Origin of the sequence: Teichococcus deserti (assembly GCF_001982615.1) — a bacterium.
Taxonomy (GTDB): Bacteria; Pseudomonadota; Alphaproteobacteria; order Acetobacterales; family Acetobacteraceae; genus Pseudoroseomonas; species Pseudoroseomonas deserti.
This window is the reverse complement of the sequence record NZ_MLCO01000046.1, coordinates 1-11,748: the sequence shown is the minus strand read 5'-3', so window position 1 is coordinate 11,748 and position 11,748 is coordinate 1. Positions and strand designations below refer to the sequence as shown.

Annotated in this window: 12 protein-coding genes; 5 read left to right on the top strand and 7 right to left on the bottom strand. The window is 70.5% G+C overall.

Annotation, left to right across the window (positions count from 1 at the left end; genetic code table 11):
- A partial coding sequence (locus BKE38_RS06425; protein ID WP_207553507.1) for a CheR family methyltransferase occupies positions 1 to 970 on the bottom strand: 970 nt, incomplete at its 3' end.
- Positions 967 to 1,482 carry a chemotaxis protein CheW gene (locus tag BKE38_RS06420; RefSeq protein ID WP_242662240.1) on the bottom strand — a complete coding sequence of 172 codons (516 nt, stop codon included), beginning with the start codon at positions 1,480 to 1,482 and terminating at the stop codon, positions 967 to 969. The genes BKE38_RS06420 and BKE38_RS06425, both read right to left, overlap by 4 nt.
- Positions 1,483 to 1,610: 128 nt before the next feature.
- Between BKE38_RS06420 and BKE38_RS06415 the strand changes: the two genes are divergently transcribed.
- A complete protein-coding gene (locus BKE38_RS06415) occupies positions 1,611 to 2,369 on the top strand; it encodes a 2-keto-4-pentenoate hydratase (protein ID WP_076956534.1) in 759 nt (252 codons plus the stop codon).
- 261 nt (positions 2,370 to 2,630) lie between these two features.
- Here the strand turns inward: BKE38_RS06415 and rpoD are convergent, their stop codons facing one another.
- The 3 genes from rpoD to BKE38_RS06400 form a co-directional block, all read right to left on the bottom strand.
- Positions 2,631 to 4,466 (bottom strand): RNA polymerase sigma factor RpoD, encoded by a 1,836-nt coding sequence (gene rpoD, locus BKE38_RS06410; protein ID WP_076956533.1) that lies wholly within the window; start codon positions 4,464 to 4,466, stop codon positions 2,631 to 2,633.
- A 349-nt stretch (positions 4,467 to 4,815) separates the two neighbouring features.
- The gene (locus BKE38_RS06405; protein WP_076956532.1) at positions 4,816 to 5,115 is read right to left on the bottom strand and encodes a type II toxin-antitoxin system RelE/ParE family toxin; all 300 of its coding nucleotides are present in this window, start codon (positions 5,113 to 5,115) and stop codon (positions 4,816 to 4,818) included.
- Between the two features lie 10 nt (positions 5,116 to 5,125).
- Positions 5,126 to 5,401, bottom strand: a complete 276-nt coding sequence (locus BKE38_RS06400; protein WP_076956531.1) for a CopG family ribbon-helix-helix protein — start codon at positions 5,399 to 5,401, stop codon at positions 5,126 to 5,128.
- A 594-nt stretch (positions 5,402 to 5,995) separates the two neighbouring features.
- Here BKE38_RS06400 and BKE38_RS06395 point away from each other — a divergent pair.
- On the top strand, positions 5,996 to 7,012 hold the full coding sequence (locus BKE38_RS06395; protein WP_106409142.1) for a replication protein RepA: 1,017 nt from the start codon (positions 5,996 to 5,998) through the stop codon (positions 7,010 to 7,012).
- Between the two features lie 71 nt (positions 7,013 to 7,083).
- On the opposite strand, the gene BKE38_RS06390 is transcribed toward BKE38_RS06395, so the two are convergent.
- Positions 7,084 to 8,157 (bottom strand): ParB/RepB/Spo0J family partition protein, encoded by a 1,074-nt coding sequence (locus BKE38_RS06390; RefSeq protein ID WP_165694126.1) that lies wholly within the window; start codon positions 8,155 to 8,157, stop codon positions 7,084 to 7,086.
- The gene (locus BKE38_RS06385; protein WP_076956528.1) at positions 8,154 to 9,308 is read right to left on the bottom strand and encodes an AAA family ATPase; all 1,155 of its coding nucleotides are present in this window, start codon (positions 9,306 to 9,308) and stop codon (positions 8,154 to 8,156) included. The genes BKE38_RS06390 and BKE38_RS06385 overlap by 4 nt, the downstream gene beginning before the upstream one ends.
- A 475-nt stretch (positions 9,309 to 9,783) precedes the next feature.
- On the opposite strand from BKE38_RS06385, the gene BKE38_RS06380 reads away from it, so the two are divergent.
- The 3 genes from BKE38_RS06380 to BKE38_RS06370 all read left to right on the top strand — a co-directional run.
- Entirely contained in the window at positions 9,784 to 10,506 is a 723-nt protein-coding gene (locus BKE38_RS06380) for a DUF7168 domain-containing protein (RefSeq protein ID WP_076956527.1), read from the top strand.
- Positions 10,503 to 10,955 carry a hypothetical protein gene (locus BKE38_RS31805; protein WP_076956526.1) on the top strand — a complete coding sequence of 151 codons (453 nt, stop codon included), beginning with the start codon at positions 10,503 to 10,505 and terminating at the stop codon, positions 10,953 to 10,955. Before BKE38_RS06380 ends, BKE38_RS31805 begins: the two co-directional genes overlap by 4 nt.
- On the top strand, positions 10,952 to 11,748 hold a 797-nt coding region (locus tag BKE38_RS06370), incomplete at its 3' end, for an ATP-dependent helicase (protein WP_165694125.1). The genes BKE38_RS31805 and BKE38_RS06370, both read left to right, overlap by 4 nt.

Sequence of the window (11,748 nt, the reverse complement as noted above, 5' to 3'; positions counted from 1 at the left end):
CAGGCAACGGCGGCAGCGCGAGGACCGGCGCCGGCGGCGCGATCACCGGCAGCGGCCTCACGCTCTCCGCCGGCTTCGGACGCTGCGTCCCGCCCCGGCGATAGGCCACCGTGCCCGGCAGCTGGACGACCTCCAGGAACTCGGCGAAGGCCGGGTTGGGCTCGGCATGGCCGAGCAGCAGCCAGCCGCCCTCGCGCAGGCGCCCGGCCAGGGCGCGGACCACCTGCTCCACCACCTCCGGGTGGAAATAGATCAGCACGTTGCGGCAGAGGATCAGGTCGAACTCGCTGAACTGCAGCGGGCTGCTGCCATCCAGCAGGCTGAGCAGGTTGTGCCGCTCGAACTGCACCATGGCGCGGAACTGCGGGCGCAGCTGGAAGCGGCGGCCTTCCTCGACCACGGTGAAGTCGCGCTCCAGCTCCTCCGCCGGCAGGCTGCGCAGCGCCCAGCGGCTGTATTCGCCGCGCCGCGCCTGGGCCAGCACCGCGGCGTTCAGGTCGCTGCCGATCAGCGCCGGGCGCCACTGCTCCAGCGCCTCGCCCAGCATGCGGTGCAGCAGGATGGCCAGGGAATAGGGCTCGGCGCCGCTGGCGCAGCCCGCGCTCCAGGCGCGGATTTTCTTCTCCTCCCCGCGCCGCTCGAGAATGTCCGGCAGGATGGTGTCGGCCAAAGCCGCGAACTGCTCGGCGTAGCGGAAGAAGAAGGTCTCGCCGATGGTGATCTCGGCTTCCAGCGCCGCCCATTCGGCAGGCCCCGCCGCCTCGTCCAGCAGCCGCGCCAGATAGGCGCTGGCGCTGGACAGCCCGGTGTCGCGCAGCCGCCGCCGCAGCCGCTCCCAGAGCAGCGCGTCCTTGTCCTGGTAGTAGAAATGCCCGGTGCGCGCGATCACCAGCCGCTTCAGCCGGGTGAAGTCGACATCCGGCAGGAAGTGGGGGGTGAAGGCCGGCAGCCGGCCGGGCTGCGGCGTCACCCCGAAAGATCCCAGTCGGCCAGCCGCGCCGCGGCCGCTTCCTGCAGCGCCGACAGCGCCGCCGCCTCCTGCGCCAGCAGCAGCCGGTCGGCCGCCAGCAGATGCACGAAGCCCTCGGCAGTCTCCAGCTCGGCCACCGCGCAGCCGTTCAGCGTGGCCTCCGGCGAGACGGCGCGCAGCCGCTCGGGCGCCAACCGCAGCAGGTCCAGCACCCGGTCGACCAGCAGCCCCAGCGGCGCCTGTCCGTCCGGACGGCCGATCAACAGAATGTGACGATACAGCGCCTGCTCGGTCTCGGCGGCGCTGGCCAGGCCGAAGAGCTTCGTCAGGTCGATCACCGGCACCGCAACGCCGCCCAGGTTCAGGAAGCCGGCCATCGGCTTCGGCAGCGAGGGTGGCCGGAACAGCCGCGGCAAGGGCAGCACCTCGCGCACCGCGGCGCGCGGCAGCGCGCAGCGGCGGCTTCCCAGCCGGAACAGCAGATAGGCGTCACCCGCGACAACCGCAGCCAAGTCCCGCATCCCCCTTCGGAGGCCCCTGGTTACCACCGGATGCAACGGCCGACCATAAGCTCTCCCCCTCGCTCAAGCCGCGGCGATCGGCCAGGATGCGGCACCCGACACGGAGAGAATGCCGCGCCATGGCCACCGATTTCGCCGCCGCCGCCCAGGCCCTGCTGGACGCCCGCCGCAGCCGCCGGCTGCTGACCCACCTGCCGGACGGCGCCCGCCCGCAGACCGCCGAGGAGGTGGTGGAGATCCAGCTGCTGGTCGCCGCGGAGCGCGGCCCGATCGCCGGCTGGAAGGTCGGCGCCGCCAGCCCCGAGGCCGAGCCCTCCGGCGTGCCGCTGCACCAGGCGGACCTGCGCTTCGACGCCCGCCCCTACCCGGCCCGCGCCTTCAACATCACCGGCATCGAGGCCGAGATCGGCTACACGCTCGGCGCCGACCTGCCGCCGCGCGAGGCGCCCTATTCGCGCGAGGAGGTGCTGGCCGCCATCGCGACGCTGAACCCGACCATCGAGATCGTCGACACCCGCTTCGAGCGGCTGGCGATCAGCGACCCGCTGAGCCATGCCGCCGACCAGGTGAACCACGGCGCCCTGGTGGTCGGCCCCGCCGTCGCCGACTGGCAGGAGATCGACCCGCCGAAGCTGCCGGTCAAGCTGACCTTCAACGGCCGCGTCGCGGTCGAGCATGTCGGCGGCAACAGCGCCGGCGAGCCGATCCGCCTGATCCAGTGGCTGGCCAACAAGGGGGCGAAGCGCTTCGGCGGGCTGAAGAAGGGCATGGTCATCACCACCGGCAGCTGCACCGGGAACATCCTGGTGGAGGCCGGGACAGCCGTCCGCGCCGAGTTCGAAGGCGTGGGCGCCGTCGAGACTGAGATCACCAACTAAGACAGAGGAAGGCCAGGGGAATGAATTCCCCTGGACCCCTTCTTCTTTCTGTCTGATTGCCATGTCCACGTGACGACAGGACAGGCAACGGCCCATCGGCAGCGCGACCTTTAAGGAAGCGCAGACGTCACAAAAAGCTGCGCCCCGCTGAGCCACCATGGTGAGAGCCCAGCAAGGCGCAGTTCTTCCAACAGCCCATGGAACAGAAAAAAGAAGGGGGTCTGGGGGAATTCATTCCCCCAGCCTTCTCCCTGTCTTCTCTTACGCCAGGAACGACCGCAGCGACTTGCCGCGCTTCGAGACCTGGAGCTTCTTCAGCGCCTTTGCCTCGATCTGCCGGATGCGCTCGCGGGTGACGTTGAAGGTCTTGCCCACTTCTTCCAGCGTGTGGTCGTTCTCGCCGCCGATGCCGAAGCGCATGCGCAGGATGCGTTCCTCGCGCGGCGTCAGGTCGGACAGGATGCGCATGGTCGCGTCGCGCATCGAGGAGCGGGCGGCGGCGTCGAAGGGGATCACCGCGTTCTCGTCCTCGATGAAGTCGCCCAGGCGCCCGTCATCATCCTCGCCAATCGGGTTCTCCAGGCTGACCGGCTCGCGCGCCAGGCGCTGCACGGCGCGGACCTTGTCCACCGACATGCCCAGCTCGCCCGCCAGCTCTTCCGGGGTCGGCTCGCGGCCGGCCTTCTGGGCGAAGCGGCGGCTCATGCGCGCGACCTTGCCGACGGTCTCCGTCATATGCACGGGGACGCGGATGGTGCGGGCCTGGTCGGCCAGCGACCGGGTGATCGCCTGGCGCACCCACCAGGTGGCATAGGTCGCGAACTTGAAGCCGCGGCGCCAGTCGAACTTGTCGACCGCGCGCATCAGGCCGATGTTGCCTTCCTGGATCAGGTCGCCGAACATCAGCCCGCGGTTGCGGTAGCGCTTGGCGATATGCACCACCAGCCGCAGGTTGGCGCGGGTCAGCTCTTCCTTGGCCTTGCGCATGTCGCGCTCGCCGCGGGCCACCTCGGCGCAGACCCGGCGCAGCTCGGGCGCGGCCAGGCCGCTCTCGGCCTCCAGCTTGGCGATGCCGGTACGGATCGGCGGCAGCCCGTCGCGCAGTTCGCGCAGCGCCAGCGCGTGGCGCGCCGCGTTGCTGCGAACCTTGGCCGCCGCGTCCAGCACGCGCACGGCGCCGGCCTCGCTGCCGTCCCACAGCTTCAGCAGCGTCTCGTGGTCCAGCTTGACGGCGGCGGCCAGGCGCACCGCCTTGCCATCCAGCGCCAGCAGGCGGCGGTGCATGTCGCGCACCTGCGCCACCAGCAGGTCGAGCCGGGCGGGGCGCAGGCGCAGCGCGCCGAACAGCCCGACCATCTCGGCCCGCTTGGCCTGGGCGTCGCCGCTGCGCGCGGTCATGCCGCGCAGCACCGCATGCGCGTCGAGCGCGGCACCGAAGGCGGCCAGCACCTCGGGCTTCATCTTCTCGTCGAGGGTCGCGTGCGGCGCGGCGGCCTCGGGCTCCTCGGCCTCTTCCGGCTCCGGCGCCGGGGCGGCGTCGGCGGCCATGGCCTCGAGCTCGACCACGTCGCGCAGCGGCATCTGCGATTCCTGCAGCGCGACGCGCCAGGCCTGCAGATGCGTGAAGGTGATCGGGTTCTCGCAAAGGCCGGCGAGCATGGCGTCACGGCCGGCCTCGATCCGCTGGGCGAGGGCAATCTCCTCGTCGCGGCTCAGCAGGTCGGTGCCCGACATCTCGCGCAGGAACATGCGCACCGGGTCGTCGGAGCGGGCGAGGCTCGCCTCGTTGACGTTGCCGCCCTCGGCGCCGTCCTCGGCCTCCGCGGCCTCGCGCGTCTCCTCGCCTTCCTCGGCCTCGGAGGGCTCGCGCTCCTCCTCGTCCTCGGCATGCTCCTCGACGCGCACATCGACGGTCTCGGGGCTGTCGAACTCATCGCCCATCTCGGCCCGCCAGCCGCGGTTCAGCCCGGCCGGACGCTCGGCCTCCGGCGTCTCGCGAGCCAGGATGTCCCCGAAAGCGCCCGTCCGCCCCTTGAGCGGAGCGCCACCCTCGGTGTCGCCCTGATCCGTCGCGCCGTAGGTAAACATCCCGTCCATCTATCCACCTGTTCGTTCGTGCTGGGGGACCAGGGAAGGCCCCAACAAGGTCTTCATGTCGCACCGGTCGCTGACCGGCCCGCAACGGGCCCAAAGGCCGGCACCACGCCTGGAAGGGCGCCGGCATGATCAGCGGGGTGACAAAAGGAGTGACGGCCGCCGCACGGTGGCCGTGTGTCTATTTAGGAAGGTTGACCGTCTCCAAACACCCCTTCGCGAGCCGATGCCCGGCGGAAACCATCCTGATCCCGGGGGCCGGCGCGCGGGGTCGCCAGCGGGGCGGCGGCGCGCGCGAGGGGGCAACTAGCATATCGCGTGACGAATGGGTGAAAAATCAGCGGCTTTGCCCTCACGCCCGCGCTTCCCGGCCATGCCAAACACGAATGACGACCACTTTTTCCGGCGCGAGCGCGGGATCCAGCCGGTAGCGCAGCACATAGGCGCCCCCCGCAACGGGCAGCACCAGCTCACGCCGGCCGGTGCCGTCACCCATCGGCCGGCCGAGCTCGGCCTGCTGTGCCAGCCGGGCGGCGGCGCCGGCGATGGCGCGGGCGGCGCGGCGCGCGGCCTCGGGGTTCTTCTCCTGCAGGAAGCGCAGCAGGCGCTGCAGGTCGTCGACCGCTTCCGGCAGCCAGAGCAGCTCGGCCATGCCGTCTTGCTTATCGGATGCCGGGGGGCGCGGTCTCGGTCTCGGTGCCGAAGCTGTCCAGCCAGTCCTGCACTGCCGCATCCGGGACGGCGCGGCCGGTCAGGCGATAGCTTTCCCAGCGCGCCAGGTCCTCGCTTTTCTCCCGCTCATAGCCTTCCTCACGCTCAAGGAACTCCAGCACGGCCTTCTTCATCAGCCAGTGCGGCGAGCGGTCGCGCAGCTGCCCCAGCGCCTGCAGCCGCTGGCGCGTCTCCTCGTCCAGCTTCAAGGCCAGGCTGCTCGACATGGCGGCGCTCCTCGGGGATCGGCCGGTGCCCTCCAGGGGCACCAGGTATCACCTATCTATACTTTAGGCCGCTGCTCCCACAAGGGAAGTGGCCCGCAGATGCGAACCTTGCCAGCCGACCCGCCCCTTCGCTGTGAACCTTGCCAGCCCGGCGCAGTGAACCTTGCCAGCTGTGAACCTTGCCAGCCCGCCTCGGGCTTCGAGACTCGATCGAGCGATTCGAAGGACTTGCGACCCTTGCCAGCCATGCCATTGGCGCCACGATTCTGCTTCGGGCCCAGCTGTGAACCTTGCAAGCCGGCGAAAACGCCGCCCTCTTCGTCAACTGCGAACCCTGCCAGCGACGCGGATTCGCCGGAGAACCTTGAGAATCAACGGGAAATCCAGTTATCCACGCGAACCCTGCCAGCCCTTCTTCAATAACAATCTCTCTTCACTCCAAGCCATTGCCCTGGGTTGGCAAGGTTCACAGGCCAGGAGCACGGCGGTTGGCAAGGTTCGCATCGACTCTCGCCGCCGGCCCGGGGCAATTTGCGGCCCATGGTTGAGCTGCCAGCGAATCCAAAGGCTTCGGCCTCCAGAACGAATGCCCCGATGAAGAACCCCGGGACCGACCAGGGTGACCTCTTCGGCAGTGCAGCGAATGTGCACGGCATCGTCGAGGCCAGGGGCGTCAAGGGGGCCGTGAAGGCCGCCCAGCTCGCCGTGCTCGAGAACCGGCCGCCCAGCCTCAGCAAGGCACTGGCTGGCCGCATGGGCCGCCAGATCGCCGACACCGCCTCCTCCGCCATCGTCCGCGAGTTCGAGGGCGGCAGCGAGATCGGCTACAGCTATTCCGCCTGGTGTCTGGCCGGCCTGCCGCATCGCGACCAGCCCAAGGACCAGAACTGGCTGATCGACACCGACTACGCCCGGCTGCTGGTCCGCCCCGGCGTCAGGCTGCGCGACGACAACAGCCAGGAATTCATCGGCGTCCCCTTCGGCAGCTATGCCCGCCTGCTGATGATCGACTGGCAGACCGAGGCGCTGGAACGCGGCTCGCGCGAGATCCACATGGGCCGCTCCGCCAGCGCCGTCCTGGCCCGCCTCGGCATCAGCCGTGGCGGCCCGAGCAACGGCAAGGTCGCCGAGCAGCTGGAGCGTCTCGCCACCTGCGCTGTCGATTTCAGCTTCGGCAACGACAAGAAAGGCGTTATCGTCAACCAGCGCCTGGTCGACGCCTACAGCTATATCGGCGAGCCGGATCCCCGCTCCAAGAAGGCCTCCCGCCTGGTCGAGCGCGTGGTGCTGTCCCAGGCCTTCTTCGACGAGCTGCGGCGGCATCCGGTGCTGGTCGACCGCGCGGCGGTCCGCGACCTCACAACCTCGCCGCTCGCCATCGACATCTATCTCTGGCTCGCCTACCGGCTGCATTCCCTGCCGAAGGAGACGCCGATCGGCTGGGACCGCCTGTGGCGGCAGTTCGGCTCCAAGGTCGGCGCGCTGAAGAACTTCAAGACCCAGTTCGAAGGGCCGCTGCACCTGGCGCTCTCGGCCTACAAGAACGCCAAGGTCCGGGTCTCGGACCGTGGGCTGCTGCTGGAGCCGTCGCCGCCGCCCGTCTCGCACTGAGGCAGGCTGGCAGGGTTCACATCACGGCAAGCAAGGCCAGAGGGAGACAGAATTCTCCCTGCAGACCTTCCTTATCTTTTTCTTTCCGTTGGCAGCAGGCTGGGCAGGTGGTCGGCCAGCTGCTGCACCGTCTCGTCGGGCAGCGAGGTGGCGAAGCGGAACACCCATTGGCCGCCATTACGCGTCAGCGTGCCGATGCGCTTGCCCTCATGCACGATATGGCGGCGCTCCGGCATGGTCGGGCGGTTGCTGCCGGGACGTGCCTCGCGGCCTTCGGACACGCGCATCAGCAGCGAGATCTGCTCCTCGGCGTCGAGCGTGCCGCCGGCGGCGCGGGCCTGGGCGTCGAGCGCCGACAGGATCCGCGGCAGCGCCGTCTCGTCGGCCTCCACGGCCTCCATCACGCGGCGTGCCCGCAGCATCGCCAGCCGCCGCGGCTCACGCAGCTTCTCGGTGATCTCGGCCGGAAAGCGCGCGAGGCGCAGATAAAGACTCAAGGTTGAGGGATCGAGCCCGAACTGCGCCGCGATCTCCCGCGCCGTCCCGGGCAGCCGGCCGCGCACCTCGGCGAACCAGCGCGCACGCTCCAGCGCCGAAATATCCTCGCGCCGCTCGTTCTCCGAGAACTGCACCCGCAACATCGCCGCATCGTCCAGCGCCCGCACCCGCGCCAGCGCCTGGACGCCCAGCCTCCGGCAGGCCTCGAGCCGCCGCCGCCCGGCCGCGATCTCGAACCCCTTCCCCTGCCGCCGCAGGGTGATGGCGTCGTTCTGCCCATTGGCGCGGATGTCTTCCAGCAGCTCCTCGAACTCTGCGCCGTCGAAGGCACCGGGCAGCCGGTCCCGCGGCAGCAGGTCGGTGACCAGCGCCGGGTCGATGAAGAGGAACTCCTCCGCCCCCTCCCCCGCCCGGGCAGCGACGGCACGGGCGGCGGCGAGCTCGCGCTGCAACCCGGCCTCGGCCGCGCCCTTGGCGGCGAGCTCCGCCTCCAGCCGCGCGATCCGCTCCCGCAGCCCCTCCGCGGCGGCGGTCAGCGCGGCGGCCGGGCGGTGCTGGGCGGCGGGTTCGGCGGCCGGCGGCGACACGGCGACCTCGGCCGTCGCGCTGTGCAGCGCCTCGCTCAGCTTGCTGAAACGGTTCTTCATGCCGCCCGCCCCCAATGCTGCAGCACCTTCGCCAGGATCGCGCGGTTCACCGCATTGGCGCTGGCGATCACCCGGTTGTAGGCGGCGCGGTCGGTCGAGGGCTCGTATTCGTAGAGCGTCTCCTTGCCGAAGCCCGCCGTCCCCATGATGCGCGAATGCAGGAAGGCGTCCGGCAGCACCGCCTCGCCGAAGCGTTCGCGCAGCAGGCCGAGCAGCGCTTCCTGGCTGCGGTCGGTCGGGTCGAAGGCGGTGACCAGGATGCGGCTGAAGGCGAAGTCCAGCCCCTGGCCAAAGGCCTCGCGGAAGTCGCCGGTGTAGCCGGCGAGATGCGCGAAGAATTCACCGGTCGACGCCAGGTCGGTCATCGTCGCCCGCGTCGGCACCACGATGCCGGTTGCCGCATGCAGGGCCGTGGTCATCAGCATGTTGACGTCCGGCCGGGTGTCGACGACGGCGATGTCGTAGCGCTCGCCGGTCGCCGCCAGCAGTGCCGTCAGCTCGTCGAAATACAGTGTCTTTTCGGCGGTGCCGCCAGCGGCACGGGCCGCCAGCAGCTCTTCCGCCTCGGCCAGCGCGGCGCCGGCGGGCAGCAGGTCAATTCCCGGCCAATAGGTCTTCTGGCATAGCCGCTCGGCGAGCGCCCCCCCCTTCCCTTCCCGCTTCAGCCAGGCCAGGAAGCATCTCTCCGGGCCGATCTCGCTGGCCGGGTCCAGGCCGAACTGCGCCGTGGCACTGGCCTGGCTGTCCAGGTCGACCAGCAGCACGCGATAGCCGGCCAGGGCCAGGAACTGGGCGAAATGCACGCTCGACGTCGTCTTGGCCGAGCCGCCCTTGAAATTCGTGAAGACGACGGTGGCCAGCGTCTCGCCTTGTGCGGCATCCCGGCGCGGCAGCTTGTTCAGCGACCTCCGCACTTCAAGGATTTCCTCGAATGCCATCCGGGCACGCGGGGTGATTCCGCCGCCCTGCGGCGCCAGACCGCCGGCGCGGCGCAGTTGGCCTGGCGTCACGCCGATCAAGGCCGCCGCCTCCTGCACCGAGAAGCTGCGCAGCCGCTTGCGCTTGTCCGGCGCGTTCTCGACCTCGATGGCGGTGCGCTGGGCCGAGCGCAGCACCTCGGCGATGCGGCGGAAGGTGTCGAGCTGATCCATGGTACCCCCGAGGTCCCCCGCGGCCTTCCTAGACGCAAAGCCGTGGCTTGGCGAGTTTTTTTGGTCCCGGATGAGAATGGATACATCCATCCACCAAGGCGAGCGTGCCTTGTCCGGCGCCGAACGGCAGGACCGGGTGGCGCAGCCTGCGCTTGGATGCATCCAAGCGTGGTGCTTGCGCCGAGTGTCTTCTCCGCAGGCCTTCCGGCCGCATGAAGCTGCCCATGGATGCATCCAATCCGGACGGCAGCGGCCCGGCTGGACTGGCGGCGCTGGAGGATGCCGGGGATCCCCCAGCCGCCGGACCCGTCGAGACTCACTGCCACCAAAGCCGCCACGTCACACCTCCACTGCGCCTCATGGATGCATCCAACACCCACCGGCCATGCCCATCCGGCCAGTGCCAGGAGCCTGCGCCGCGCCGGTTGCCGTGCTATAGCCGCGGGCGGACCGGCGTTGGTGGACGGGCAGAGAGATGCAGCAGACGGATGAGCTGACGCGCGTCAAGGCGCGCATCAAGGCGCTGACGGAGAAGACTGTTTCCAATGGCTGCACCGAGGCCGAGGCGCTCGCCGCCGCCGAGATGGCCGGCCGCCTGCTGGAGCGCTACGCCCTCAGCATGGAGGAGATCGACATCCGGGCTGCCCGCTGCGTGCAGGTCGAGGTCCCGCTGGCCGGCCGCCAGCGCCGCCCGATCGACGGCTGCGTCCCCGCCATCGCCCGCTTCTGCGACTGCAAGGTCTGGCTCACGCGGGAGGAGGACCGCCCGCGCTACATCTTCTTCGGCTTCGAGGAGGACACGGCCATGGCCAGCTATCTCTATGCCGTCATCGCACGCGGCATGCAGAACGAGCTGACCCGCTTCCGCGGCGCGCATCCGGCGCTGAGGGCGACCGCGTTGCGCCAAGCCTCGATCAGCTACCAGCAGGGCATGGCCAGCCGCATTGCCGAGCGCCTCGAGACCCTGCATGCCGAACGCGAGGCCGGCGTCGCCGCCCAGCGCAGCACCGGCAGCGCGCTGATCGTGGTGAAGCATCGGGTTGTGGAGGATGCCTTCAAGGAAACCTCCGTTCGCCTGGTCAGCGCCCGCCGCGCCGGGCTGCGCGCCAATGGCGCCTATCGCCAGGGCTATGCCGCCGGCGACCGCATCAGCCTGAACCGCCCGGTGCGCGGGGCGGGGCAGGGGGTGCTGGAGTGACGGAAACCCGCGCCCGGGACGCTCAGCGCCAGCGTGTCTATGCCTGGGAGGACCGGGTGATCGCCCCGCATGGCGGCGGCATGATCGCCTTCGCCGCCGCCCAGCCGATGGTCGACGCCATCTGGGCCGAGCTCGGCCTGCGCTTCCCGCCCAAGGTGGAGCCGCTGCCGCACCAGGCCCGACGCCGCATCGCCGATGCCGACCGGCTGCGCCTGCGCCTGCCGGCGGCATGCCCGCCCTGGGTGCTGCTGCACGAGCTGGCCCACAGCCTGACCAGCACCGCCGAGGGCGCCTCCGACGGGCACGGCGCGGATTTCGTGGGTCTCTATCTCCAGCTCCTGATCCGTTACCTGCGGCTGGACCGCGCCAGGCTGCTGGCCTCGCTCGACGCCGCCGGCATCGCGGTGAATCTCGACGCGCGCCCCCGCTTCCTCGACCGCCCGGCATGACGGATCAGCATCTCGAAGGCCTGAACCCGGCGCAGCGCGCGGCGGTGCTGTCCCCTGCGCCGCAGCTGGTCATCGCCGGCGCCGGTTCCGGCAAGACCGAAACCCTGGCGCGCCGCGTGGTTGACCTGATCCTGCGCCGCGGCGAGGACCCACAGCGCCTGCTCTGCATCACCTTCACCACCAAGGCCGCGGCCGAGATGCGCGCCCGCCTGGCGCAGCGCCTGCCGCCCGTCCAGCTGCCGCGCTGGGTGGGCACCTTCCATGCCGCCATGGCCCGCCTGCTGATCGAGGATGGCGGCGATGTCCCGGGCCTGCCGCGTGGCTTCTCCATCATCCCCCAGGCCGAGGCGCGGCGCCTGCTGATGCAGGCCGGCGGCATCCGCGACGCCCAGACCGGCACCGCCCTGCAGGAGGTTGTCTCTCTCCTGAAGGGCCGGCTGGCCAGGACGCCGCGTGGCAAAGCCTTTTCCCGGTTCGACGGCGCGACGCTGGAGCAGGCTGCGGCCCTGCTGCCCGACTACACGAAGGCCCTGGCCGCACGCGCCGCGCTGGATTTCGACGACCTGATCGCGCTGCCCGTGCGCGCCATGCGCGACGACCCGGGCTTGGCCGCGCGCTGGCAGGGGCGCTGGGCCGAGATCCTGGTGGACGAGTTCCAGGACACCAACCTGGCGCAGCACCGGCTGGTCAAGCTGCTGGCAGGGCAGGGGGGGCGGGGCTTCGCCGTCGGCGACGACGCCCAGTCGATCTATGGCTGGCGCGGCGCTGCCGTCGCCGAGCTGCGCCGCTTCGC

Excerpts from the sequence above, each read along its gene's own strand:
- BKE38_RS06385 (WP_076956528.1), bottom strand. The coding sequence starts at position 9,308 with ATGGATCAGCTCGACACCTTCCGCCGCATCGCCGAGGTGCTGCGCTCG.
- BKE38_RS06400 (WP_076956531.1), bottom strand. The coding sequence starts at position 5,401 with ATGTCGAGCAGCCTGGCCTTGAAGCTGGACGAGGAGACGCGCCAGCGG.
- BKE38_RS06395 (WP_106409142.1), top strand. The coding sequence starts at position 5,996 with ATGAAGAACCCCGGGACCGACCAGGGTGACCTCTTCGGCAGTGCAGCG.
- rpoD (WP_076956533.1), bottom strand. The coding sequence starts at position 4,466 with ATGGACGGGATGTTTACCTACGGCGCGACGGATCAGGGCGACACCGAG.
- BKE38_RS06390 (WP_165694126.1), bottom strand. The coding sequence starts at position 8,157 with ATGAAGAACCGTTTCAGCAAGCTGAGCGAGGCGCTGCACAGCGCGACG.
- BKE38_RS06415 (WP_076956534.1), top strand. The coding sequence starts at position 1,611 with ATGGCCACCGATTTCGCCGCCGCCGCCCAGGCCCTGCTGGACGCCCGC.
- BKE38_RS06380 (WP_076956527.1), top strand. The coding sequence starts at position 9,784 with ATGCAGCAGACGGATGAGCTGACGCGCGTCAAGGCGCGCATCAAGGCG.
- BKE38_RS06405 (WP_076956532.1), bottom strand. The coding sequence starts at position 5,115 with ATGGCCGAGCTGCTCTGGCTGCCGGAAGCGGTCGACGACCTGCAGCGC.